The organism is Rhodococcus sp. MSC1_016 (genome assembly GCF_023667485.2).
Lineage (GTDB): Bacteria > Actinomycetota > Actinomycetes > Mycobacteriales > Mycobacteriaceae > Rhodococcus_F > Rhodococcus_F oxybenzonivorans.
This window is the reverse complement of sequence record NZ_JAMOZI020000001.1, coordinates 170778-193817: the sequence shown is the minus strand read 5'-3', so window position 1 is coordinate 193817 and position 23040 is coordinate 170778. Positions and strand designations below refer to the sequence as shown.

22 protein-coding genes are annotated in these 23040 nt (G+C 66.0%); 12 read left to right on the top strand and 10 right to left on the bottom strand.

Annotated features, from left to right (window positions below; genetic code table 11):
• Positions 1-134 precede the first annotated feature (134 nt).
• A complete protein-coding gene (locus tag L1080_RS00920) occupies positions 135-893 on the top strand; it encodes an IclR family transcriptional regulator (RefSeq protein WP_159924566.1) in 759 nt (252 codons plus the stop codon).
• Positions 894-927: 34 nt separating this feature from the next.
• Here L1080_RS00920 and L1080_RS00915 read toward each other — a convergent pair whose 3' ends face one another.
• Genes L1080_RS00915 through L1080_RS00900 form a run of 4 tightly spaced genes read right to left on the bottom strand, consistent with a single transcriptional unit; the run spans position 928 to position 5351 of the window.
• Entirely contained in the window at positions 928-1863 is a 936-nt protein-coding gene (locus tag L1080_RS00915) for a malate dehydrogenase (protein WP_250772174.1), read from the bottom strand.
• Positions 1864-1893: 30 nt separating this feature from the next.
• Complete coding sequence (locus tag L1080_RS00910) at positions 1894-3495, bottom strand: thiamine pyrophosphate-dependent enzyme (RefSeq protein WP_250772176.1); 1602 nt, start codon at positions 3493-3495, stop codon at positions 1894-1896.
• A 45-nt stretch (positions 3496-3540) separates the two neighbouring features.
• Positions 3541-5070 (bottom strand): solute symporter family protein, encoded by a 1530-nt coding sequence (locus L1080_RS00905; RefSeq protein WP_159924560.1) that lies wholly within the window; start codon positions 5068-5070, stop codon positions 3541-3543.
• Positions 5070-5351: a hypothetical protein gene (locus L1080_RS00900; RefSeq protein WP_250772178.1), complete on the bottom strand. Its 282-nt coding sequence runs from the start codon at positions 5349-5351 to the stop codon at positions 5070-5072. Before L1080_RS00900 ends, L1080_RS00905 begins: the two co-directional genes overlap by 1 nt.
• A gap of 467 nt (positions 5352-5818) precedes the next feature.
• Between L1080_RS00900 and L1080_RS00895 the strand changes: the two genes are divergently transcribed.
• The 8 genes from L1080_RS00895 to L1080_RS00860 are packed head-to-tail and all read left to right on the top strand — an operon-like array spanning position 5819 to position 13280.
• Positions 5819-6343 carry an MSMEG_0572/Sll0783 family nitrogen starvation response protein gene (locus tag L1080_RS00895; RefSeq protein WP_159924558.1) on the top strand — a complete coding sequence of 175 codons (525 nt, stop codon included), beginning with the start codon at positions 5819-5821 and terminating at the stop codon, positions 6341-6343.
• Between the two features lie 11 nt (positions 6344-6354).
• Positions 6355-7416 carry an MSMEG_0568 family radical SAM protein gene (locus L1080_RS00890; RefSeq protein ID WP_250772181.1) on the top strand — a complete coding sequence of 354 codons (1062 nt, stop codon included), beginning with the start codon at positions 6355-6357 and terminating at the stop codon, positions 7414-7416.
• A gap of 1 nt (position 7417) precedes the next feature.
• On the top strand, positions 7418-8866 hold the full coding sequence (locus tag L1080_RS00885) for an MSMEG_0567/sll0787 family protein (RefSeq protein ID WP_250772183.1): 1449 nt from the start codon (positions 7418-7420) through the stop codon (positions 8864-8866).
• Positions 8863-9804 (top strand): carbon-nitrogen hydrolase family protein, encoded by a 942-nt coding sequence (locus L1080_RS00880; RefSeq protein ID WP_250772185.1) that lies wholly within the window; start codon positions 8863-8865, stop codon positions 9802-9804. Before L1080_RS00885 ends, L1080_RS00880 begins: the two co-directional genes overlap by 4 nt.
• A complete protein-coding gene (locus L1080_RS00875; protein WP_159924550.1) occupies positions 9797-10102 on the top strand; it encodes an MSMEG_0570 family nitrogen starvation response protein in 306 nt (101 codons plus the stop codon). Before L1080_RS00880 ends, L1080_RS00875 begins: the two co-directional genes overlap by 8 nt.
• Positions 10099-11355 (top strand): MSMEG_0569 family flavin-dependent oxidoreductase, encoded by a 1257-nt coding sequence (locus L1080_RS00870; RefSeq protein WP_159924548.1) that lies wholly within the window; start codon positions 10099-10101, stop codon positions 11353-11355. The genes L1080_RS00875 and L1080_RS00870 overlap by 4 nt, the downstream gene beginning before the upstream one ends.
• 4 nt (positions 11356-11359) lie before the next feature.
• On the top strand, positions 11360-12208 hold the full coding sequence (locus L1080_RS00865; RefSeq protein WP_250772188.1) for a carbon-nitrogen hydrolase family protein: 849 nt from the start codon (positions 11360-11362) through the stop codon (positions 12206-12208).
• Position 12209: 1 nt separating this feature from the next.
• Positions 12210-13280 carry an MSMEG_0565 family glycosyltransferase gene (locus tag L1080_RS00860; RefSeq protein WP_159924544.1) on the top strand — a complete coding sequence of 357 codons (1071 nt, stop codon included), beginning with the start codon at positions 12210-12212 and terminating at the stop codon, positions 13278-13280.
• 248 nt (positions 13281-13528) lie between these two features.
• Here the strand turns inward: L1080_RS00860 and L1080_RS00855 are convergent, their stop codons facing one another.
• From L1080_RS00855 to L1080_RS00835, 5 genes are all read right to left on the bottom strand, one after another.
• On the bottom strand, positions 13529-14368 hold the full coding sequence (locus tag L1080_RS00855; protein ID WP_250772190.1) for an HpcH/HpaI aldolase/citrate lyase family protein: 840 nt from the start codon (positions 14366-14368) through the stop codon (positions 13529-13531).
• Positions 14369-14396: 28 nt separating this feature from the next.
• On the bottom strand, positions 14397-15185 hold the full coding sequence (locus L1080_RS00850) for an SDR family oxidoreductase (protein WP_250772192.1): 789 nt from the start codon (positions 15183-15185) through the stop codon (positions 14397-14399).
• Between the two features lie 86 nt (positions 15186-15271).
• Positions 15272-16633: an MFS transporter gene (locus L1080_RS00845; protein ID WP_250772194.1), complete on the bottom strand. Its 1362-nt coding sequence runs from the start codon at positions 16631-16633 to the stop codon at positions 15272-15274.
• 38 nt (positions 16634-16671) lie between these two features.
• On the bottom strand, positions 16672-17676 hold the full coding sequence (locus L1080_RS00840; RefSeq protein ID WP_250772196.1) for an alcohol dehydrogenase catalytic domain-containing protein: 1005 nt from the start codon (positions 17674-17676) through the stop codon (positions 16672-16674).
• A gap of 132 nt (positions 17677-17808) precedes the next feature.
• Positions 17809-18345: a 2,4'-dihydroxyacetophenone dioxygenase family protein gene (locus tag L1080_RS00835; RefSeq protein ID WP_250772198.1), complete on the bottom strand. Its 537-nt coding sequence runs from the start codon at positions 18343-18345 to the stop codon at positions 17809-17811.
• Positions 18346-18586: 241 nt separating this feature from the next.
• Between L1080_RS00835 and L1080_RS00830 the strand changes: the two genes are divergently transcribed.
• Positions 18587-19648, top strand: coding sequence for a LacI family DNA-binding transcriptional regulator (locus L1080_RS00830; protein ID WP_250772200.1), 1062 nt, complete (start codon positions 18587-18589; stop codon positions 19646-19648).
• 153 nt (positions 19649-19801) lie between these two features.
• Here L1080_RS00830 and L1080_RS00825 read toward each other — a convergent pair whose 3' ends face one another.
• Positions 19802-20494 carry an SDR family NAD(P)-dependent oxidoreductase gene (locus L1080_RS00825; protein WP_159924530.1) on the bottom strand — a complete coding sequence of 231 codons (693 nt, stop codon included), beginning with the start codon at positions 20492-20494 and terminating at the stop codon, positions 19802-19804.
• Positions 20495-20626: 132 nt separating this feature from the next.
• Here L1080_RS00825 and L1080_RS00820 point away from each other — a divergent pair, with 132 nt between their 5' ends.
• Together L1080_RS00820 and L1080_RS00815 are read left to right on the top strand one after the other, a co-directional pair.
• Positions 20627-21520, top strand: coding sequence for a LysR family transcriptional regulator (locus L1080_RS00820; protein ID WP_159924528.1), 894 nt, complete (start codon positions 20627-20629; stop codon positions 21518-21520).
• Between the two features lie 153 nt (positions 21521-21673).
• Positions 21674-23038: an MFS transporter gene (locus tag L1080_RS00815; RefSeq protein ID WP_250772202.1), complete on the top strand. Its 1365-nt coding sequence runs from the start codon at positions 21674-21676 to the stop codon at positions 23036-23038.
• Positions 23039-23040: the final 2 nt, after the last annotated feature.

The window sequence follows — 23040 nt, the reverse complement described above, 5'->3', positions numbered from 1 at the left end:
ATCCGTTGATGCCGGGGTCGGGTGTTGTCGGTCACTGTCGACGACGGTCATGATCCGAACAATCCTTCCTCTCAACATGCGGAAGAAGTACCGTGAACCTTTATCAGCACCCCGGCGGAGCGAGGGACCGATCGTTGAGCAATTCCAAAAGTTCATTAGCCCGTGCGCTGTCGATTCTCGAGTCGTTCAGTGAGGACCGACCCGAGCAGACGCTGGGCGCCATCGTCAGCGCGACGAACATCCCGCCGGCCACTGTGCATCGGTATCTCGCCGAACTCGTCAAATGGGGTGGGCTCGACCGAACCGGTCGCGGGACCTACACGGTCGGCACACGCCTGTGGCAGCTCGGGGCCCTCGCTCCGAAGGAACGACAACTCCGCGATGTGGCACTTCCGGTACTCGAGGACCTTTTCGAGACCACCCACGAAGTGGTGCATCTGGTGGTCCTCGACGGCACCCGCGCGCTTTACGTCGAAAAGCTCGCGCCGCGCTCGCGGATCGGTACCAATGTCTCCTCCCAGGTCGGGTACCGGCTGCCCCTGCATGCGACCGGACCTGGGAAGGTGTTGCTGGCCTTCGGCACCCCCGAGCTGCGGGAAACGGTGCTTTCCGAGGAGTTGCCGAGAATGGCATCGGAGACCATCACCGACCCCGATGACCTGCGCCGAGCGCTCGCAGAAATTCGCACCACCGGATTCGTCATCTCGCGAAACGAGATGACCGAGGGCAATGCGTCGGCAGCCGCCCCGGTCTTCGGAAGGGACGCCGCCATCGTCGCCGCAATCTCCGTGGTAGTACCGGCCGCGCATCCAAATCTGGCAGGCCTGGCCCAAGGAGTCCGGGTCGCAGCAGCCGTGATCTCCCGCAACCTTCGCCAGGACGGCAGAAGGTGATCGGCCGCTGCGACGTCGACCTCAGCTCAGGTGGTCAGTCCTGCCCGAGCGAGATGCTTTCGGCGGCGGTGCGGACGCTCTCTGCACCGGACCGCAGGGTACCGAGTTCGGCCTCGGACAGCTCCCACTCGACGATGTCGCGAACCCCGCCCTTGCCGAGCAGCGCTGGCACAGTCAGGCTGGCACCCTTGGCGCCGTATTCGCCGTCGAGGACCACCGAGACCGGCAGCGGCTGATCGGATTCGGTCACCATTGCATCGACGAGCAGGGCGGTGCCGCGTCCGGTGCTCCACGTTGATGTGCGTCCCGAGTCCAGTGCCACGTGGGTGACGTACCAGGTGTCGATGTAGTCCTGCGCGATCGCCTTCTGGGCGGCGTCGAGTCGGACCGGTGAACCGTCGACTCGAATGTGATCGTAGAGGGGTACTTGTCCGGCGCCGTGTTCGCCGAGGACCCAGGCCTCGACGCGGTGTGGGGAGACGGCCAATGCTCGTCCTACCCCGGTTCGCAGGCGCAGACTGTCGTTGATCGTGTAGCCGAGCAGTTTGTGACGATCGAAGCCGGTGCGCTGGTGCAGCCAGGTGGTGAGGGCATCGGCGGGGTTGGTGAGCATGATCAGCACCCCATCCCAGCCGGATTCGATCAGCGGAACAGCGAGTTGCTCGACGATCCGCGCGTTATCTGCCAGAAACACCGATCGGGATGTGTTCAGCCGCAGCGGGACTGCGGCGCTGAGGATGACGATGTCGGAATCGGCGGCGTCCTCGGCAGTCCCTCCCCGCACGGTGGAGAAACCGTCGACGGCTGCCATGTCCTGCATATCCATCACGTGGCTCGTGACCATGTTGGGTTTGGTGTCGACGACGACGACGTCGTACGTCGAGGGTCGAAGCAGCAGGTTGAAGGCGACGGAGGACCCGATGCCGCCCGCGCCTCCGAAGATCGTCACCTTCGTGGGGGTGTGACTCATGACAATGTTCCTCTCCTATAGCTAGTGTCGTCAGGCCTGGAAGTCGCGGCCAGCTTTAACAGCGACTTCCAGGACAAGTGGGCTCTTGCGGGTAGATAGTGTCGGGATGATCTCGTCGAGAATCTCGGTGAGTTCGCTGATGTCGGCCGCGCGAGCGATGGGGCAACCGAGGTTGGTGGCGAGGCCGCTGACGGAGACTTCCTCGAAGGCGGGCCACGGCGCCGGCCCGGTATCTTCCTTCTCCGCCAGTCGGTCCATAATCGCGTAGCGGCCGTTAGCGAGAACTATGAACAGGGCACCGACGTCGTACCGCGCTGCACTCCACAGTGACTGGATGGAGTAGAGCGACGATCCGTCGCCGAGCACCGCCACAACCGGCCGCTCCGGTGCCGCCATCTTCAACCCGATGGCGGCCGGCATCGCGAACCCGAGTCCGCCCATCGCGGCACTGACGAAGCCGAGCGGTTCACGAGCCGGAAGCAACTTGTGCAGATCAGGTCGGCTCGATGGGGTTTCTTCGACAACGATGGTGTTCGGAGCAAGCCGATCACTGAGGGCGGCGAGCACATGCGCCGCGCGCAGAGGTACCCCGTGCTGGGCGGGCGCGGGCCGCTCGACACGGTGAGGTACCGCCGTCGTCCCGTGGCGAACCGACACCTGCACGGCAAGTTTCTGGGCGAACTCGGCCGGATCGGCCAGGACGGCTAGATCAGCTGGGCTGCGCGAGGCCTCGCTGTTGTCGTCAGTGACGACGACCACCGACGTACCTGCGGGGACGAGAGTTCCGTCTTCGTACGGATACTGACGAAATACTGGTGCACCGATCACGACGACGAGGTCGTACGGTGCGAGCGCGGCCCGTAGCCGGGACCGCCCGGCCGGGAGGTGGCCGGCGAACTGCGGATGATCCTGTGGGAATCCGGCTCGGGCACCGAATGACTCCTGATACACAGCGCACCCGAGCCGCTCGGCCAGTGCCGTCGCGCCCTCCCAGCCGGCGATGCTGTCCAATCCGGCGCCTACCACCAGCAGCGGATGACTGCTCGCATCGATAAGTTCGGCGACCTCGGTCACCGACTCCGGCCGCGGTGAACGGCCGACCAGCATCCGGACGGGTGCCGCCTGCTCCACCTCGCCTGCTGGGGCGAGCCAGTCGTCCATCGGGACGATGACCAGCGCAGGGCCGTGGCCGATCATGGCTTCGTGCCAGGCCCGGGCGATGGAGCCTGGCACGTCCTGCGGTCGTACGGGCTCATCCACCCATACCGGATAGTCACCGGCCAGTTGGGCCAACCGTCCGGCCAAGAACGGCTCGAAGGCCAAATGACGCCTATCCTGTTGCCCCACGATGACAACCAGCGGCGTCCGGTTGACCCGGGCCGTGGCCAAGGCTCCGACGGCGTTCCCGAGGCCGGCCGTCGTGTGCAGGATGACCAGTGCGGCGCGCTCGGCGGCGATCGCGTGCCCGGTGGCGATGCCTACCACGGACGCCTCGTGCAAGCCCAGGACGAAGTCGAGGTCGTCGGGAAGATCGGTCAGGAGTGACACCTCCGTCGACCCGGGATTGGAGAAGATCGTCGTCATCCCCAATCGTCTGAAGACGTCGAATGCAGCGTCACGAACAGTAACCATGGATAGAACTCCAGTCATCAGGAAGAGGGGTCGTCGTCACGACGCTCAATGGGTTTCGGAAGCTTCCGCCTTGGGACGGGGAGGGAAGGCTTTCAACACAATTTCGTCGTAGGGGCGGCCCCTCGCCCCGACGTTGTTGCGCCCGGCCATGCTGCCGAGCCATGCAAGTGCGAATGAGAACGGCACGGTCACGATCGCGGGAATGCTAAGTGGAAAGAGTGCGTTGTCGCCCATTACGTTGGGGCCGATCACCACGAGGAGGACACTCAGCGTCAGCCCTCCGGTGATCGCCGCCTGGGCGCCGAATCGGTTGAATCCGCGCCAATAGATTGTCAGCACCAGTACCGGTGTGAGTGTGGCTGCGGCGATGGCGAAGGCGACATTGGCGAGGAACCCGATGTTGAGATTCTGGGCCCCGAGTGCGAGCACGATCGCCAGCAGCGAAATCACTACACCGGCGACGCGGCCTACGACCAGCTGTTTGCGGGGACTGACGTTGCCGCCCTTGATGACATTGGTGTACAGGTCGTGGGCCGCGGCACCGGAGGCGGCGATGGCGATGCCTGAGAGGACCGCGAGGATGGTCGCAATTATCACTCCAGCGAGAATCGACAGCAGCACGTTGCCACTGACGGCCTCGGCCAGCCGTGCCACCGCGAGGTTGCCGCCTTTGTTGTCGGCCACGATCGTCTCGCGACCGACCTCGTTGAGCGCGGCGTACCCGAAGATCGGCAGCAGCAGGAAGAATGCGGAGAAAATGATCATCGCGATCAGGGAGGACGAACGCGCCGCCCGGGCGTTCTTGGTCGTCAAGAATCGCAGCATCACGTGCGGCAAGCCCATCACGCCTAGCGAAAGCCCCACCATCAGTGACACGTTGTTCCACGCTGACGTGGAATCGAGCCGGTGCGCGCTGACCACGTCGGGCCCGAACTTGTCCGAAGCGTCGATGAGCGGGCCCACGGGATTCCAACCAGTCCGTGAGATCACGAACAGCAGCAGGATAAATACGACCGCGAGCAGCAGCACGCTCTTGAACACCTGGATGTAGGTCGCGGCGACCATCCCGCCGAGGAGCATATACACCGTCATCAACACCGCAAGGACGACCACCGCAAGCGAAAACGGCACGCCCAGTAGCAGTTCGGCGAGAATCCCGGCTCCCACGAACTGGATCATCATGTAGATCACGCTGATCAGCAGTGTCGTGACCGCCATCGACCCACGCAGCAACCGACCTTCGAATCGGAACGACACGACGTCGGCGAGGGTGTATTTGCCGAGGTTACGCAACGGTTCGGCCACCACGAGCAGCACCAGCAGGAACGCCGTCGGAATACCAATGGCCAGATAGAAGCCAGTGAACCCGGTCAGAGCCACCGCTCCAGTGATACCCAGCAGCGATGCCGCTGACAGTTGCTCACCCGCGAGTGCCAGCCCATTCTGCAGCCCGCTGACGCGTTGACCTGCCACGTAATGGTCGCCGGCGTCGGAATTGCGGCGTGCCGCCAGGGCGGCCAAACCCAACGTCGCCGCCACGATGCCGGCCACTATGAACATCGGTAGCGCGTCCATCACTCGACCTCTCCACTGTTGTCGAGCCGGTTGCTGCGCACGCAATGGATTGCGGCAATCGTCAGGACGATGAGGAAGTCGAGGAATCCGACAATGTAGCCGACTCCGACGCCGCCGATATGGCCGTCGAAGACCGGGGTGAACAGCATGAGCACCGTCAACGCGAGAAGCAACCCGAAAGCTGCTGCGCCGGTCCGCAGGTTGCGCCGGATCTGAACTCGCGTGTCGGGAGGCAGCGTTCGAGGCACCTGCGCCTCGCGGTCAACGGCGGATAGATCCATGGATTGCCTCCGAGCAGTATCGAATTCGTGTGTCGGAACACATCCGCGTACCCGGTGTACGGCGGCTCACACACTGTCGCCCACACGCTGGCCAGAACGGAACCGGTTCTCTCAACATACGGAAAAGGGGGGGCAACGGTGAAGGGTGAAGGGTTCAGCCTCGGGACGAGCCCGTTGCGGTTCGCGAAACGGTAGAGACGTATGAGCTTCATCGACAGATTGACTTGGACCGCGCTGAGGTTTTCCTTGCAAGCCGCGAGACCGGATCAACCGAGTTCTTCGCGTGCGGCTCTCCAATTGCTTCAGTCGTGTTACGCAGATCCGGCTGCAGTGAGCACTCGGCAACACGGTGTTATTCCCGGCGGAACCAATTGGAAATCGGTTGTGGGTGTACTGGTTCCAGACCAAAGCGGACGTCGGTTCGCCGACGCTCAGTCTATTCAATCCGACACACGAGGAGCCAACACGTGTCCGATATCGACCAGACCATCGTCGAGAACATCGCAAAATCGCTTGCCGAGATCCCGCATCCGGCGCTTCCCAAGGGCAGCAACATCTACGGATCGACGAAGATCTTCCCAGACTACAAGGCCGAGGACGGCGAGAGCTACTTCACCCTGGTTCACGGCATTGCGCACGAGTCGTCGGTGAGTTTCGTGGCTGTGTTGCAGGCGACGCGGGCGCTGCGGAAGGGTTTCGAATCTGCCATCTATCTCTACGGCACCGGAGCCATGAATGCCGTTGCAACCCGCGGATTTCCCACTACCGGTGACAACGGCTTTCCTGGGGAGCAGAACATCAACGACGCCTTGGCGACGTTCATCAAGGAGGGCGGCAAGGTGTTCGTGTGCCGCTTCGGGTTGGCCCTGCACGGACACCGCGAGGAAGACCTCATCGAAGGCGCGATTCCCGCCCATCCCCTCGACGTGCAGGACGCGATCATCCACTACGCGCGCAAGGGCGCCATCATCAACTCCACCTACATGGTCTGAGGTGTAATCACATGAGCGGCCTGTCCACTCGAGTCGATCTTGCCGTCCGCGGGATCCGCGGTCTCGACACGCCGGTCCGCAGACAGTCTGGCGCCGGCCCCAGCGACGACGGCCACGTTCTCATCGGCGGTCTGGGCGGGGCCATTCCAGTCCGCTCCGACAGCCCGTATGAGGTCAGCGGCAACCGCCTGCTGATGAACGGCACGGACATGGGGGTCGACATCGAAGCCGTGCAGCGGCCGAGGTTTTACGACCTGCGGACATCAGACGGGGTGTCCTACGAGAAGATCGCTCGACTGCACGGCGCGAACGTGCTGGCCACCACCGTCGTCCAGACATGCATTCGTTACGACGCGGATCAGCGGTGCCGCTTCTGCTCGATCGAGGCCTCGCTGGAGGCGGGCTCCACGATCGCGGTGAAACGACCCGAGCAACTGGCCGAGGTCGCCGAGGCCGCAGTCCGCCTCGACGGGGTGAGCCAGATGATCATGACGACGGGGACGTCGGCGGCCAAGGATCGGGGTGCCCGGCACCTTGCTCGCTGCGTCGCGGCGGTCAAGGCCGCCGTCCCGGCGCTTTCGATCCAGGTGCAATGCGAGCCGCCCGGAGATTTGGCGACGATCACCGATCTTCGGGAGGCCGGTGCTGACTCCATCGGTATTCATGTCGAGTCGATGGACGACGATGTGCGTCGCCGGTGGATGCCGGGTAAGTCGACGGTGCCGCTCGACGAGTACCGGGCGGCGTGGCGAGAAGCCGTCCGGGTGTTCGGCCGCAATCAGGTGTCGACGTATCTGCTGGTCGGCCTGGGTGAGGATTCTGATGAGCTGGTCTCCGGGGCCGCCGAGCTGATCGAGATGGGCGTCTATCCGTTCGTCGTCCCGTTCCGTCCACTGGCAGGCACTCTCGCCGTGGACGAAGACGGAGCGGAGGCGCCGAGCGCGGAGGTGCTCGAAGACGTGACGTCGCGGGTCGCCAGGGAACTCCAGGCGGCGGGAATGCGCGGCGCCGACCAGAAAGCGGGTTGCGCGGCGTGCGGTGCGTGCAGTGTCCTGCAGAATGCGGGAGGATGAGATGCTTGATCTGGGTTCGCTGTGCGGGTCGAACACTGTGGGGCCGTCGGATCTGGCGGTCCTAACTGGGCCGGCACCGACGGCCACCGGCCCATCGTTCCTGGTACGGGTGGCCGACACCACCGCGGCACTCGCGGTGTATCACGGTCTGCGCCGGGAAACGTTCGTGGCCGAGCAGGGGTTGTTCGCCGGCTCCGATCAGGACGACATCGACGACGACCCCCGGACGGTGGTTCTCGTCGCGGCAGACAGCGACGGCACCGTGCTGGGCGGCGTCCGCCTGGCGCCGGTCACCGACGGCACCGATATCGGCTGGTGGGCGGGCAGCCGGCTGGTAGTCGACCGTCGGGCGCGGGATCGATCGGGGATCGGCAAGGCACTCGTCCGCGCGGCGTGCGCCTATGCCGAGACCCACGGCGTGCTGCGCTTCGACGCCACCGTCCAGGTGCAGAACGAGCCGATGTTCACCCGGCTCGGGTGGGAGCGGATCGCCGACACCATGGTCGCGGGACAGCCTCACGTGCTGATGCGCTGGCCGATCGATCGGATCGAACGGCTCGTGCAGTCCACGAAAGCAGTACTCGGCGAGGCATTGTCCGCGCTCGCGTCGCAACCGTCCGCGCTCGTCGGGTCCGGATTCCGGGGAGACGACGGCGCCCCGGTGCCCGGCACCGACATGATCGCCGCGTGCGATGCGATCGTGCCGTCGATGGTGCAGCGTGACCCCGAGTGGGCAGGATGGTGCGCCGCCCTGGTCAACCTCAACGACCTGTCCGCGATGGGCGCCGACCCCGTCGGCCTGCTCGACGCAGTCGGGGCTCCCAACCGGTCGATCCTCACCCGGGTGATTCGTGGGCTGAGCCGGGCGAGCGCGGCGTGGGGTGTGCCCGTCCTCGGGGGCCACACCCAGCTGGGCGTCCCGGCCGCACTGTCGGTGACGGCCCTCGGCCGGACCACCGACCCGATACCCGCCGGTGGCGGACGAGCCGGTGACGACCTGCGGCTCACCGCCGACCTGTCCGGTGACTGGCGTTCCGGATACGGCTCTCAGCAATGGGATTCCAGCTCCCACCGGACGAGAGAAGAGCTCGCGAGTCTGGGTTCGTATGTGCGGCGGGCGCATCCAGCGGCGGCCAAGGACATCAGCATGGCAGGCGTAGTGGGGACGACAGGAATGCTGGCCGAGGCGGGTGGCGTGGGGGCCGAACTCGACGTGGCGTCGATCCCCAAGCCGCACGCGGCAACGATGGGCGACTGGCTGACATGTTTCCCCGGTTTCGCCATGATCACCGCGGACCGGCCGGGGCGACCACACACCACAGACACAGGGCCTGCCACCTCCGCGGTGTGCGGCCGATTGACAACGACACCCGGGGTCGGTTTGCGCTGGCCCGACGGGGTCATGACACGTGCGGTGCACTCCACCGTCACAGGATTGGGAAAAGCATGAGCGACATCGGAATCTCGGTCGCCGCTGCCGAATTCGGCCGCGACATGGAACAGGCGTACGCCACCATCGCAGAACTGATCGAGCAGGCGAAGGATGCCGGCAGTTCCCTGCTCGTACTCCCGGAGGCCTGCCTCGGCGGTTACCTCCCCAGCCTCGGCGGCGGCGACGAAACCGAGGAAGAACGCGAACGCCGCCTGCGTAGGCTGCCGCCCGCACTCGAACTGGACGGCCCGGAACTGCGCCGGGTCATCGACATGGCCGGTGACCTCGTCATCACCCTCGGTTTCTGCGAGGCGGACGGGACCACGCGTTATAACGCCGCCGTCACCCTGCACGGCGACGGAATCCTCGGGTCATACCGCAAGGTGCACCAACCACTCGGTGAAAACCTCTGCTACGCAGCAGGCGACGCCTACAACGCGTTCGACACTCCGGTCGGCCGGATGGGGATGCAGATCTGCTACGACAAGGCCTTCCCCGAAGCTGCACGCGCCCTAGCCCTCGACGGCGCCGAGATCATCACCTCGCTGTCGGCGTGGCCTACCGCCCGCACCGCGCCCGCGGACGACATGGCGAACGACCGCTGGAAGCAGCGTTTCGACATCTACGACCGGGCCCGCGCCACCGAGAACCAGGTGGTGTGGGTGGCATCCAATCAGGCGGGAACCTTTGGTTCGCTGCGGTTCGTGTGCAGCGCCAAGATCGTCGGGCCCGGCGGTGACGTGCTCGCGGACACCGGGGTCCGCCCCGGACTGGCAACTGCCACGCTCGATGTCCAGGCCGAGATCTCCGCCATCCGCAGCGGCGGAATGTACAACCTCCGCGACCGGCGCCCCGAGGTCTACGGCGACGTGGTCGCGCAGAACCTCGTCACGGCCACCCTGCTGACCGCCGAACAACGGCCGGCCTCACTCCGGAAGGAACCCGCCCATGCCTGAGATGACCTTCTCCATCCAATGGCCGGACGGACGCAAACAAACCTGTTATTCCCCGTCGCTCGTGATCCACGACTACCTCACCGCGGGCGAGCAGTACAGCGTCGCGGACTTTCTCGACCGCACCCGGAGCGCTCTCACCGAGGCGAGTGAGCGGGTGAAGGAAAAGTTCGGCATGTATTGCACGTCCGCCGCCGAACAGCTCCACGAATTGGAAAAGGTTGCGTTCGCGCACTCCCCCGACTCCCTCGTCCACGTCCTCGACCTGAACCCGGATACCGTCCCAGGAGGCACCCGATGACGACCCATCACGACGTCGTGGTGATCGGCGGCGGCCAGGCCGGCCTGTCGATCAGCTGGCATCTCGTCGACCGCGGCATCAATCATGTAGTGCTCGAACGCGACTCGATCGCGCACGAGTGGCGCGACAGCCGCTGGGACAACTTCACACTTGTCACCCCCAACTGGCAGTGCAACCTCCCCGGATACAGCTACACCGGCGGCGACCCGGACGGGTTCATGACGCGGGAGCAGACCTACGACTTCGTCCGCGGATACGCCGACACCTTCCCGGTACCCGTCCGCGAGGGTGTGGCGGTCACATCCGTACATCAGTCCGCGGTCGGCGGATTCGACGTCGACACCACGCAGGGACCGCTGCACGCCGGCCAGGTGGTGGTCGCGACCGGCGGCTACCACACCCCGGTGATCCCACGGTTCGCCGAACGGCTGCCCGCCGACATCGAACAGATCCACTCGTCGCAGTACAGATCGTCGCAGGCCCTGCCGGACGGCGAGGTCCTCGTCGTCGGCAACGGTCAGTCGGGAGCGCAGATCGCCGAGGACCTCATGCTCGCCGGCCGGCGGGTGCACCTCGTCACCGGCGGCGCACCCCGGGTCGCCCGTTTCTACCGCGGCCGCGACTGCGTCGCCTGGTTGCACGACATGGGAACCTATGACGTGTCGATCGCCGACCACCCGGGCGGGCGCGCGAAGCGGGAGAACACCAACCATTACGTGACCGGCCGCGACGGTGGCCGCGACATCGACCTGCGCGCCTTCGCCCTGCAGGGCATGCAGTTGTACGGCCGGCTTCTGGAGGTGGTGGACGGCACCCTGCAGTTCGCGCCCACCCTGGCCTCGTCGCTCGACGCCGCCGACGCCCTGGCCGAGAGCATCAAGGACTCCATCGACGCGTACATCGAGCGCGCCGGGATCGTTGCTCCCACCGAGGAACGGTATGTCCCGGTGTGGCGGCCCGAGCGGGAAACGACCTCGCTCGAGCTGGCGTCGTCTGGGATCACCTCGGTGGTGTGGTCCATCGGTTTCCGCACCGACTACCGGTGGCTGCATGCCGGCGTGTTCGACGGCGAGGGACATCCCTGCCACAACCGCGGCATCACCGCGGTGCCAGGACTGTTCTTCCTCGGCCTGCCGTGGCAACACACCTGGGGCTCCGGGCGGTTCGCCGGTGTGGCCCGTGACGCCGAGTACCTGGCCGAACGAATCGAGTGCGAAGCGAATGTGCGCACCTCCGTGTCGTCACTAGCCTGAACCCATGGGAACGACCAGACTGGCCGCGCTCGCCGGCCACTTCGGCCGGGACGTCGACCGCGCACTGCTCAAACTCGACGCGCTCGTCGCCAAGGCTCACAGTGACGGCATCGACCTTCTCGTCCTCCCCGACGCATGCCTCGGCGGCTACATCTCCGACCTGCGCAGCCCGGACCCGGACGAGCTCCCGCCCACGTTGGAAGCGGACGGCCCGGAATTGAAAGCTGTGGCAAAGATGGCGGGCAACATGACCGTCTGTATCGGTTATACCGAACTGTGCGACGGTCTCCGGTACAACACCGCGGCCTGCGTCACCGGTGACGGGATCCTCGGCAGTCACCGCAAGGTGCACCAGCCCGCGGGGGAATCTTTGGCGTACGCCGCCGGTGATGGGTTCACCGCATTCGACACCCCGGTGGGCCGGATGGGCATGCTGATCGACTACGACAAGACGTTTCCCGAGTCCGCCCGGACACTGGCCCTCGATGGTGCCCGGGTAATCTCCGCGCTCTCGGCCTGGCCCGCCAGTATCACCGACCGCGCGGAACGACTGGCACAGGACCGGCAGTCCCGGCTGTTCGACCTCTACGACTCCGCGCGAGCGGCGGAAAACCAGGTGGTGCTGGTGTCGTCGAACCAGACCGGGATCCAGGGCGGACTCCGATTTCTCGGGCAGGCCAAGGTCGTCGGCCCGGGCGGCGACGTCCTCGCGCGCACCGGCGTGAAGGGCGGCCTCGCCGTCGCCGACCTCGACGTCGACTACGAGGTGAACCGGGCACGGAAGGTGTTGCGGCACCTCGAGGAGCGCCGAGTCGACACCTACCGTTATCTCCTCGAGAAGGGCAAACCCTGACGTGCGCATCGCTCTCCTGACGTACTCCACCAAGCCACGTGGCGGTGTCGTCCACACTCTCGCCTTGGCGGAGGCGCTGTCGCGGCAGGGAGCCGACGTCACCGTGTGGTCGTTGGGACGCGGCGGTGACGCCGCCTTCTACCGGCCCGTCGACCCGGCCGTGTCGGTACGCATCGTGCCCTTCGAAGCCAGGGAAGACGAGGGCGTGGGCGTTCGGATCCTGCGCTCGATCGCCGTCCTCCGGGAGGCGTTCACTCCCGGCGCCTACGACGTCGTGCACGCCCAGGACTGCATCAGCGCCAACGCCGTGAGCTCCTGCATCCGCACCATCCACCATCTCGACCAGTTCACCACCCCGGAGCTGGCGGCATGCCACGAACGCGCGGTCGTCGAGCCCTACGCCCGGATCTGCGTGTCCGAGGCCGTGGCCGCCGAAGTCCGCGCGGGATGGGGATTCGAGCCCACGGTGATTCCCAACGGCGTCGACGCGGTGAGGTTCGAAACCGCAGCCGCCGACGCGCCCGGCCGTCGCCGTTGGGCCGATCAACTCGGCCGATACGTGCTGGCGGTCGGGGGTATCGAGCCGCGTAAGGGCAGCATCGACCTCCTCGAGGCCTACGCGCTGCTGTCGCGCACCCGCCCGGAGCTGCGGCTGGTGTTCGCGGGAGGAGAGACACTGTTCGACTACCGCAATTACCGGGACGACTTCGACACCCGATGCGAACACCTCGGTGTCCGGCCGCACATCCTCGGCACCGTGCCCGACAACGACCTACCGACCCTCGTCGCCCAGGCCGAGGTATTCGCCTTCCTGTCGACCAAGGAAGGGTTCGGCCTCGCGGCGATGGAAGCCCTCGCCGCCGGCGTGCCCGTGGTCGCCCGCTCTCTTCCCGTACTCCAGGAAGTCTTCGGTGAGACAGTACGGTTCGCGTCCACCCACACGGAGATGGCCAACGCACTCACGCAGCCCAACGATCCGGCGCGGATCAGTCGCGGACAGGCACTGGCACGAGCACACCGCTGGGACGACGTCGCCCGCGCTCACCTCGACTTCTACGAGCGCCTGTCGTAGGTACCTTGATCACGAACCTGCGTTCCAACGTGCTCGGGGCGAGGCGAGGTACCGGACAAGATCTGCGACGTCTTGGGGGCTGCACTTCGGAATGACAACGCGCCGGTTCATCGAGCGGTTGTGGCAGGTTGTCCCTGAATCGAACTGTGTCCCGGACGAGATTCACAGATTAGCAAGCACATACCCGTACCACCACCGATCCGGCGGTTCATGCGGCTGACGGTCGAAGCGGGTGCGGTCGCGGGTGGTCATCCGTGTGCGAAGACGGTGGCGAGGCGGTGGATCGCTCGGGCTCGAGCCAGCTTGGGGAGGTCGCTGCCGTCTCTGACGCCGGCGCCGTCCGCGCCGAGTTGTTCGATGACCTCACGGGCCCAGTCGATGTCGGTCGTGGATGGGCTCAGCGCGTGATTGATGGCAGGGGCCTGCTCGGGGTGCATGCACAGCTTGCCTGACATGCCCATGGTGCGAGTCACGGTCAGGGCATCGGTGAGCTCGTCCTCTGAGGTGGTGAGGGTGGGGCCGTCGACGGGGCCGGGGAGACCCGCTGCCCGGCTCGCCACCACCAGTCGCCCTCGTGCATAGGCAAGGGCAGGCGCGAGGTCGGTGGCGCCGGTGTCGCGGCGGAAGTCGCCGCTTCCGAAGGCGAGCCGCGAAGTTGGTTGTGCGGAGGCGATGTCGTAGGCGCGTTCGATGCCGAGTGCCGATTCGACGAGTGCCATAACAGGGGTACGAGCCGACAATCGGGCAGCGGTCTCGGTGACGTGTTCTGCCGACTCGCATTTGGCGAGCATCACACCCACGAGCCCGGGTGTTGCCTCGAGTGCGTCGAGGTCGCTACTCCAGTCCTCGGTGCCGGCTGGGTTGACGCGGACCCAGCCGGTGCCGCCGCGAGAGAACCAGAGGTGGACGGCTTCTCGTGCCGTGGGTCTCGCGGAGGGGACGACACCGTCTTCGAGATCGTAGATGACGGCGTCGGCCACTCCGGTGTGCGTTTCGGTGAAGTGCCTGCTGTGTGCTGCGGAAACGAGCAGCCACGATCGGGCATCGGCGGCGGGGATGCCGGTACGGTTCTGCGATGTCGATGCCATGGGGTCCTCCGGGTGGGTCGTCGTTGTTCTATCGGGACAGCCATCCACCGTCGACGGACAGGGCGGTGCCGGTGACGTAGGCGGACGCGGCCGAGGCGAGGAAGACGGCCGCTCCGGCGAGGTCTTCCGGCCGTCCCCAGGTGCCGGCGGGGATGCGGCGCAGCATGTTCTCGGCCCGCGCGGGGTCGTCGCGGTGCGCGGCGGTGAACTCGGTTTCCATGTAGCCGGGGGCGATCGCGTTTACGCGGATGCGGTGCGGCGCCCACTCGTTCGCGAGAGCCCGGGTCAGTCCGAGGATGCCGTGCTTGGAGGCAGCGTAGGACGGAACCTCCATTCCACCTTGGAACGAGTTGATCGACGCGATGTTGATGATGCTGGCAGCGGCGTTGTCGTCGAGGGCGGCCCGTGCGAAGGCCTGGCTGAGCAGGAACGGCGTCGTGAGATTGAGGTCCAACACAGCCGACCAGTCCGACGGCGTGGTCTCAGTCGCCGGGCCGCGGCGGATGATGCCCGCGTTGTTGATCAGGATCGTCGGATGCGGGAACTCGGCCCCGGCCCAGGAGATCAGCTCGGCCGCAGTGTCCGGGGTCAGGTTGCTGAGGTCGGTGGTGCGGGTCGCGCATCGGACTCCCCGGGCACGCACCTCTTTGGCGACCTGGTCGAGATCGCCGATGTCGACGGCGACGATGTCGGCTCCCGCCTCCGCGAGAGCGATGGCCAGTGCACGGCCCAGACCGCGCGAGGCGCCGGTCACGATGGCCGCGTTGCCGTTTAGGCGGAACAGGTCCAGAACCGAGGTGTGGACAGGTGCGTTCATGCGAGCGCTCTTTCTAGTCGAATCGGGAGACGACATGGTGGCCGGGCGGTGTGCGGGGTGAGCACCGCACACCGCCCGGTGGCCTGTCAGTTGCCGGTGACCTCGTCGAGGACCCGGTCGTGAACGAGGGAGGTGCGGGCGGTTTCCTTGGCGGCGATCACGGCAATGATGGTGATCACGGCGAGGACGGCGAGGTAGATGCTCACCGCGATGGTGTTCTTTTCCTCGACGGTGCCCAGCAGTGCGACCGCGATGACCGGAGCCAGGCCGCCGGCGAACACCGACGCGAGCTGGTAGCCGAGGGAGGCGCCGCTGTAGCGAACACTGGTGCCGAACAGTTCGGAGAACATCGCCGCCTGCGGCGCGTACATCAGGGTCGTGAAGATCAGGCCGATGAAGATGGCCGCCGCGATGACGGTTTGGTTCCCGGTGTCGATGAGGGGAAAGAACACGAATCCCCAGATGCCGGCACCGACTGCGCCGGTGAAGTACAGCGGTCGTCGGCCGACCCGGTCGGAGAGGGCACCGATGATCGGGGTGAGGAAGAACTGCGCGACCGAGGCGATCAGCACACCTGCGATAGCGGCGCTCTTGGGCATGTCCAAGTAGGTGACCATGTAGGTCATCACTACCACGGTGAAGATGTAGTACGAGGTGTTCTCCACCATTCGCAGGCCCATGGCGATGAGGACCTCGCGGGGGTACTTGCGCAGGACCTCGATGATCGGGGCATGCTCGGCTTTGTGATTCTCGAGGACCTTCTTGTTGGCGGCGAAGACCGGGGACTCCTCAATGCTCAACCGGATCCACAAACCGATGAGAACGAGAACAGCGCTGAGCAGGAAGGGAATTCGCCAGCCCCACGAATCGAACGCTTCGTCGCTCTGGAACAGGGCCAGCACCCACAGCACCACCGCGGAGAGAAGATTTCCGAGGGGCACCCCGGCCTGGGTCCAGGAGGTCCAGAATCCGCGGCGGTCGTTGTCGCCGTGCTCGGCGGCCATCAGGACCGCTCCGCCCCATTCGCCGCCGACGGCGAAGCCCTGCAGCAGTCGGCAAAAGACCAGCAGCAGCGGGGCGGCCAGGCCGATGCTCTCGAAGGTCGGCAGCAGTCCGATGGCGAAGGTCGCGGCGCCCATCAGCAGGAGGCTGACGACCAGCATCTTCTTGCGGCCGATTTTGTCACCGTAGTGGCCGAAGACGATGCCGCCGAGCGGGCGGGCGAAGAATCCCACCGCGAATGTGGCGAACGCCAGCAGGGTGGCGGTGGCCGGAGTGTTGTCGGGGAAGAACAGGGGTCCGAAGACGAGCGCGGCGGCGGAGCCGTAGAGGAAGAAGTCGTACCATTCGACGGCGGTGCCGATCATGCTGGCGAAGGCGACCTTCACGATCGAGGTGTGCCCGGCCGTGTGGTTGGCGGGTTCGGCCGCTACATCGGGTGTGGACATGGCGTGTCCTTTCGGGACAGGGGTGGGATCCGGTGTGGTCATGGGACGAGCACGACCTTCATGTCGTGGCCGGCCGCGGCGCGTTCGAGCGCCGAAGCCGCGTCGGTGAGGGGAATTTCGGTCACCAGCCGGGGCCACGGCGCCTGGTCGGCGGCCATCGCGTCGGCTGCGGCCTGGTAGTCGACCTTGGTCGATCCGTAACTGCCCTGCAGTCGAATTTCCTTGCGGGTGACGGCGTTGAAGTCGACCGGTCCGGTGCGGGCGAAGAGGCCGACGACGGAGATGGGGCTGCCGGGCAGGACCGCGGCGATGGCGGCATCGAGGGCGGCGGTCGAACCGGAGGCGTCGACCCAGGCGGTGGGGGTGAAAGGCAGCTCGTCCCGGCCGGCGATCACGGTGCGCAGACCGAGTGCGCGGGCGAGCGGCAATCGCACGTTGTCATCGTTATCGACTCCGGAGAGCACGACGTCGTGGCCGCGCTGGGCGAGGACGAGGGCGGCCATCGTGCCGATCGGTCCGGGCCCGGACACCACAACCCGGGTGGGGCCCACGGCGGCGTTCTCGATGTGCGCGACCGCGCGGCAGGCGACCGACAGTGGTTCGGTCAGCGCCAGGGTCGACGCCGGCAGATGCCGGTCGACCTCGACCAGGCGGACCTCGGGGACGACGAACGATTCGGCGGCCGCGCCGTCGAAGGACAGCCCGAGCACGGTGCGCTCGGGACAGATCTGCCGCAGTCCGCGCTCGCACAGATCGCAGACACCGCAGCCGTCGATCGCAACGGGGACAACGCGTTTGCCGAGCCAGCTCGGGTCGACGCCCTCGCCGAGGGCTTCGACGTATCCGACCGCCTCGTGGCCGAGCACGACCGGGGGACGGATCCATTCGTAGCCGGTGTCGTGACGCCAGGCGTGCACGTCGCTGCCGCACAGCCCGCACGCCTCGGTGCGTACCCGCACCTGCCCCGGGCTCGGTTCGGGCTTGGGCAGATCCTGCACGACGACGTCGTGTGGAGTGGCACTTCTCTTGGTCAGAGCTCGCATGGGGAACCTGCTAACTTTCGCCCGCTGCCGGGCTCAGGGATGAAAAGTGGGTGAGGCGCCGGCGGACACCGCCCCTGAGTGCGGAAGACACTCGGTGTGGTTGCGCCATGTCAGGCGGTGTCCGCCGCAGTGTCACCGGATGAATCGGTCGACGTAGTCGGCGCCGAGTCCGATCTTCTCGTAGTGGGCGCGGGCCTTGTCGATCTTGCTGAACACATCCTCGATACCGACGGTGTTGCCGTCGACGTCGACGTAGATGTACGCACCGCTCACGTGGAACAGGGTCGCCATCTCGGTCACGTCCTCGGGGACCTCGAGGGTGTGGATGTCGCCGGGCGGCTCGAACGCGTAGGTGCCCTCTTCGGCCCACCAGTCGTACTCGAGGTAGTGCCAGCGGCCCCGGAGGGTGAAGGCATGCACCGCGCCGGCGTGCCGGTGTCGGGACAGGATCCCCGAGCGGCGCACCCGCAGGATGTTCACGAAGTAACCCTGGCTCGCCGACAGCACCAGCGGGCGGAACTCGACGTCCTTCGACTGCGGAACCCACAGTCGCTCGTCGCATTCGAGGTCCAACGCACCCGGAACAATCAGGTCGTCACTCATTCCGTACGGTTTCGGCCCCGCGTATGGCACAGCCTCTTCGTTCTTCATCTCAACAGTGGAACTCACGATGCTCTCCTTTCGCTTAATCGCATAAGTGACGGTACATCGTTGTGTTCCAGGGCACAAGTGCGGGATATCGCCGGAGCAAATCACCCATTCAACTGGGCAAATACGCTACTTCGCCGCTCTCTATCGGAGGACCAGGTCCGCGATTGCCGGATTTTCTCTTACTTAACCGAATCATCAGATTCTGCCGCCGAATAGCACCCGATGCTGCCCCGACGCTTAACCGACTAAGCTGGCGGGTATGACCGATGCCACTCAGTCCCAGAGCGGGGACCGTCGTGTCGGTGGCCGTCCTCGCCGCGTGACGATGAGCGATGTGGCTCGTAAAGCTGGGGTGTCGTCGGCGGCGGTCTCGTACGCACTCAGTGGGGCTCCGGGGGTGAGCGAAGAGCGTCGCCAGCGAATCCTCGTCATCGCCGAAGAGATGGGATTTCGACCTAATCGAATCGCCCGTGAGCTTCGCGCCGGCACGACGAAAGCGATCGGGCTTCTCCTCGCCGACATCGCGAACCCCTTCTACACCGAGGTCGCCGGGGGTGTGGTCGCTGCCGCCGCCGAAGAGGGCTACGAGGTGTTCGTCTCCCACGTCGGCGTGGATGGCTCGCGTCAGGCCGATATCGCGCTGGCCCAGGTCGATCGGAACTGCAGCGGCCTGATCTTCACCTCGCTCGTCGCCGACGACAAGCCCCTGCTCGACAAGCTTCGTAACGAGAACATCCCGATTGTGCAGCTCTACCGCAAGGTCGAGGACGAGCCCTCCGACTGGGTCGGTATCGACGACTATTCCGCCTCGTTCGAGATGGCCTCGCATGTCGTCGCCACCGGCCGGCGCAACGTCGCCATCCTCGGCGGTCCCGGCACGTCCAGCGTGTCCGCCAACCGCATGAGCGGATACCGCGACGCCCTCGCCAAAGCGGGCGTGCAGGCGATCAACGAACCCGATCTGTGGGGCGACCTGACCCGCGCATCCGGAGCGCAGCGTGCACGAGCACTCTTCGCCGAACACCCCGAAACCGACGCGATCGTCTGCGGCAATGATCTGATCGCCCTCGGCGTTCTCGACGTCTGCCGAGAAATCGGTAAACGAGTGCCCGAAGATGTGGCCTTGACCGGATTCGACGACATGAGTTTCTCGAGCGCAGGTCCCTTGCAGTTGAGCACCGTGACCGTGCCCCGGGACCTGATGGGCCAACGAGCCGCCCGCATGATCCTCCAACGGATCGCCGGCGACGACAGTCCCCCACGCAACGAACTACTGCCCTACAGCATCCAGGTACGGGACACGACCGCCCGACGCGGATAGCTTGCAGACCTGCGGTGGCCTAAGGCGACGATGCGCGTCGACGGCAGATCTCGAATCCTCGAGGAGTACAAGCTGTTTGGGAGCCCCTTCCGCGCAGCCGCATGCGGCAGAGTATGCGATCGAGACGGTCCGCACGACCCTGCAAGCATCCCCTCAGTACGACGCCCGGCCACCGCTGGCGTCGTAGACGGCGCCGGTGGAGAAGCTGAGCGCCTCCGAGCACAACCATGCGACGAGTTCGGCGATCTCCTCGGGCCGTCCCATCCGGGCCATGGGGGTCAGGCTCTGCGACCGCGCGAGGATCGCCGGGTCGGTGCCGGCATTCATCGGGCTCTGCACCGCGGCGGGTGCCACCACGTTGGCCAGGACACCGGTCTTGGCGACTTCCTTGCCGAGTGATTTCGTCAGCGCGATCACGGCCGCCTTCGACGCCGAGTAGGCGCTCTGGTTGGGATTACCATCCTTCGCGGCGATGCTCGCCAGATTCACGACCCGCCCCCAGCCGGCGGCGGCCATGGCCGGTACGAATGCGCGGCAGAGGAGGAACGTCCCGTCGACGTTGATGCGGAACGTTCGGCGCCAGTCCTCGAGGTCGATGTCCACCAGAGGAGCGGACGGTCCCACGACACCTGCGCTGTTGACGAGGATGTCGATGCGTCCGAGCCGGGCGGCGAGCTTCTCGACGGTGTCGGCGTCGGTGACGTCGAGGTGCTCGTCGGCCCCGGTAGCGACGTCGGCGGTGACAACGCGGACCCCGGCGTCGGCGAGGCGTTTCGCGCACGCCGCGCCGATTCCGCTCGCGCCGCCGGTGACGAGCGCCGTCGCGCCCTCGGGATAGGTGGCCATGGGTTTCTCCTCGCGACTGTGTGCGCATTAGTCTTTTTCTATGTGCGAAATCAGAATGATTCGTTACGCACTGTGTATGAATTGGAATATATGGCCTGGCCCACATCTGGCCAACTCGTCGAAGGGAATCCGATGGAGATTCGCTGGCTGCAGGCGTTCGTCGCCGTCGCCGAAGAACTGCATTTCGGCAGGGCTGCCGCGCGACTCCAGATGGCCCAGTCGCCGCTGAGTCAGACGGTGCGCAAACTCGAGAAGGACATCGGCGTGCCGCTGTTCGAGCGAAGCACCCGCAGTGTCGCGCTGACGTCGGCTGGCCATACGTTTCTGCCGCACGCCTACCGCATTCTCGAGAGTGTCGACATCGCGCGGCAAGCCACCCGCGCGTCCGCCGGGGGCGTGTACGGCCGGATCAAGATCGGCTTCACGGGCGTGCTCAATCACCTGTCCCTGCCCCCGCTCACCCGCGCGCTCCGGCAGCGTTATCCCGACATCGAACTCACCCTCGTCGGGCGCATCATGACTCGTGAAGCTCTCTCTCAATTAGATAGCGGCGCACTCGATCTCGCGTTCGTCGGACTTCCCGTCGAGACGTCCTCGGTGTCGACCCGGTTGATCCGCCGCGAGCCATTCGGGGCGGTGCTCCCGGCGGACCACCCGCTCGCGTCCGAGCCGGAGATCGACTTGCGCGACCTGGCCGAGGACGGGTTCGTCACGACACCGCTGTCGGCCGGCTCGGCGTTGCAGGAGGTCGCGATGCGGGCCTGCGTCGATGCAGGGTTCCGTCCCCGCGTGGTGCAGGAGATCACCGACCCGTACATGATCCTGATGCTGGTGGCGACGGGTGTCGGCGTGGCGCTCATGACGTCGGGCATTGCAGCGCTCACGCCCCCGGGCACGGTGTTCGTGCCGCTCACCGGCGAGCCGATCTACATGAACCACGGACTCGCGTGGTCGCCGCGTCGGGTATCCGACGCGCTCCGGGTGGCCCTCGCGGTATCGGAGGACATTCTCCCGACCCCCGATTAGGACATTTTCGGTCTATATCTAAGACTTTTTTTGCGCTGGACTGCGCATAGTCCGCCATGACACGCTCGTCACGGTCCGGAACTTCGTGTGAGGTGGATCACCTCCGAAGAAGCGCTTCGCGGCGCACCGGATCCCTGGGACGAAAGGAACACCATGGCAAGCACCTCTACTCGTGACACCGGGGGACAACCGAACGAGAACGCCCGCCGGGCCGCCGTCTCGGGGTTCCTCGGCAGCACGCTGGAGTACTACGACTTCTTCATCTACGGGTCCGCGGCCGCGCTGGTCTTTCCGCGAATCTTCTTCCCGGGCGGAGGAGCCACGGCGACCCTGCTGTCGATCGGCACGCTCGGTGTCGCGTATATCGCGCGTCCGCTCGGCGCAGTGCTGTGGGGACATCTCGGGGATCGATACGGGCGCAAGAATTCGCTGCTGGCGTGCCTCCTGCTCATGGGTATCGCGACCGTGGTCGTCGGGTGCCTGCCCACATACGACCAGATCGGCATCGCCGCACCCGTCATCCTGGTGTTCCTGCGATTGCTGCAGGGCCTGTCGGCAGGCGGCGAATCGCCGGGATCCTCCGCGTTGACGCTCGAGCACGCACCGGACAACCGTCGCTCGTTCTACACCTCGTTCACCATGAGCGGCATCATGTTCGGCATCGTGCTCTCGAGCCTGGTGTTCATTCCCGTGGCCGCGCTGCCGGATGACGCGCTCTACTCGTGGGGCTGGCGTGTGCCCTTCCTCCTCAGCATCGTCGTGACGGGTGTAGCGGTGTGGCTGCGTCGCAAGCTCGACGAGCCGGAGGTCTTCGAAGAGTTGAAGGAACACGACGACACCGCGGGCATTCCTGTGGTCGAGATGTTCCGCTCGCACTGGCGCACCGTGATCCGCATCAGCCTCAGCGCGACGTTCGCGATGATCAACACCATCGTCAACGTCTTCGCGTTGGCGTACGCGGTGCAGGTCGCCGGGCTCGAACGCTCCACGATGCTGTGGGCCATCGCCGTCGCCAACTTCGTCGCGGTCCTCACCCAGCCGCTGTTCGGAATGCTCGCCGACCGGATCGGCCGCAAACCGGTGTTCGTGACGGGCGCCGTCGGTGCCGCGGGCATGGTGTTCGTGTTCTTCCACGCGATCGGAACGGGCAGCGCGCCGATGGTATTCGCGGCCGGCATCGTTCTGATCGGCCTGTTCTACGCGATGCCCAACGGCGTGTACCCGGCGTACTTCCCCGAGCAGTTCCCCGCTAAGGTCCGGTACACCGGAATGGCCGTAAGTCTCATGCTGGGACTGTTGGTCGCCGGCTTCACCCCAGCCATCGCGCAGTGGCTGTCGGCGGGTGACACCGCGAACTGGGCCCCAGTCGCCTGGATGTGTCTGGGCTTCGCGCTGCTGTCGTCGGTCGCCGCGCTCACCGGTCCCGAAACGTACCGCACACCCACCGAGCAGCTCGGCGAACCCGGTACGACGACGGCCGGCACGCGGCACCAGGCGCTCGTCCGCACCGACGCCTGACC

Bases quoted from the DNA above. Each gene is read 5' to 3' on its own strand.
- L1080_RS00915 (WP_250772174.1), bottom strand. From the start codon at position 1,863: ATGAGTCACACCCCCACGAAGGTGACGATCTTCGGAGGCGCGGGCGGC.
- L1080_RS00910 (WP_250772176.1), bottom strand. From the start codon at position 3,495: ATGGTTACTGTTCGTGACGCTGCATTCGACGTCTTCAGACGATTGGGG.
- L1080_RS00905 (WP_159924560.1), bottom strand. From the start codon at position 5,070: ATGGACGCGCTACCGATGTTCATAGTGGCCGGCATCGTGGCGGCGACG.
- L1080_RS00900 (WP_250772178.1), bottom strand. From the start codon at position 5,351: ATGGATCTATCCGCCGTTGACCGCGAGGCGCAGGTGCCTCGAACGCTG.
- L1080_RS00890 (WP_250772181.1), top strand. From the start codon at position 6,355: ATGAGCGGCCTGTCCACTCGAGTCGATCTTGCCGTCCGCGGGATCCGC.
- L1080_RS00885 (WP_250772183.1), top strand. From the start codon at position 7,418: ATGCTTGATCTGGGTTCGCTGTGCGGGTCGAACACTGTGGGGCCGTCG.
- L1080_RS00880 (WP_250772185.1), top strand. From the start codon at position 8,863: ATGAGCGACATCGGAATCTCGGTCGCCGCTGCCGAATTCGGCCGCGAC.
- L1080_RS00875 (WP_159924550.1), top strand. From the start codon at position 9,797: ATGCCTGAGATGACCTTCTCCATCCAATGGCCGGACGGACGCAAACAA.
- L1080_RS00870 (WP_159924548.1), top strand. From the start codon at position 10,099: ATGACGACCCATCACGACGTCGTGGTGATCGGCGGCGGCCAGGCCGGC.
- L1080_RS00865 (WP_250772188.1), top strand. From the start codon at position 11,360: ATGGGAACGACCAGACTGGCCGCGCTCGCCGGCCACTTCGGCCGGGAC.
- L1080_RS00855 (WP_250772190.1), bottom strand. From the start codon at position 14,368: ATGGCATCGACATCGCAGAACCGTACCGGCATCCCCGCCGCCGATGCC.
- L1080_RS00850 (WP_250772192.1), bottom strand. From the start codon at position 15,185: ATGAACGCACCTGTCCACACCTCGGTTCTGGACCTGTTCCGCCTAAAC.
- L1080_RS00845 (WP_250772194.1), bottom strand. From the start codon at position 16,633: ATGTCCACACCCGATGTAGCGGCCGAACCCGCCAACCACACGGCCGGG.
- L1080_RS00840 (WP_250772196.1), bottom strand. From the start codon at position 17,676: ATGCGAGCTCTGACCAAGAGAAGTGCCACTCCACACGACGTCGTCGTG.
- L1080_RS00830 (WP_250772200.1), top strand. From the start codon at position 18,587: ATGACCGATGCCACTCAGTCCCAGAGCGGGGACCGTCGTGTCGGTGGC.
- L1080_RS00825 (WP_159924530.1), bottom strand. From the start codon at position 20,494: ATGGCCACCTATCCCGAGGGCGCGACGGCGCTCGTCACCGGCGGCGCG.
- L1080_RS00820 (WP_159924528.1), top strand. From the start codon at position 20,627: ATGGAGATTCGCTGGCTGCAGGCGTTCGTCGCCGTCGCCGAAGAACTG.
- L1080_RS00815 (WP_250772202.1), top strand. From the start codon at position 21,674: ATGGCAAGCACCTCTACTCGTGACACCGGGGGACAACCGAACGAGAAC.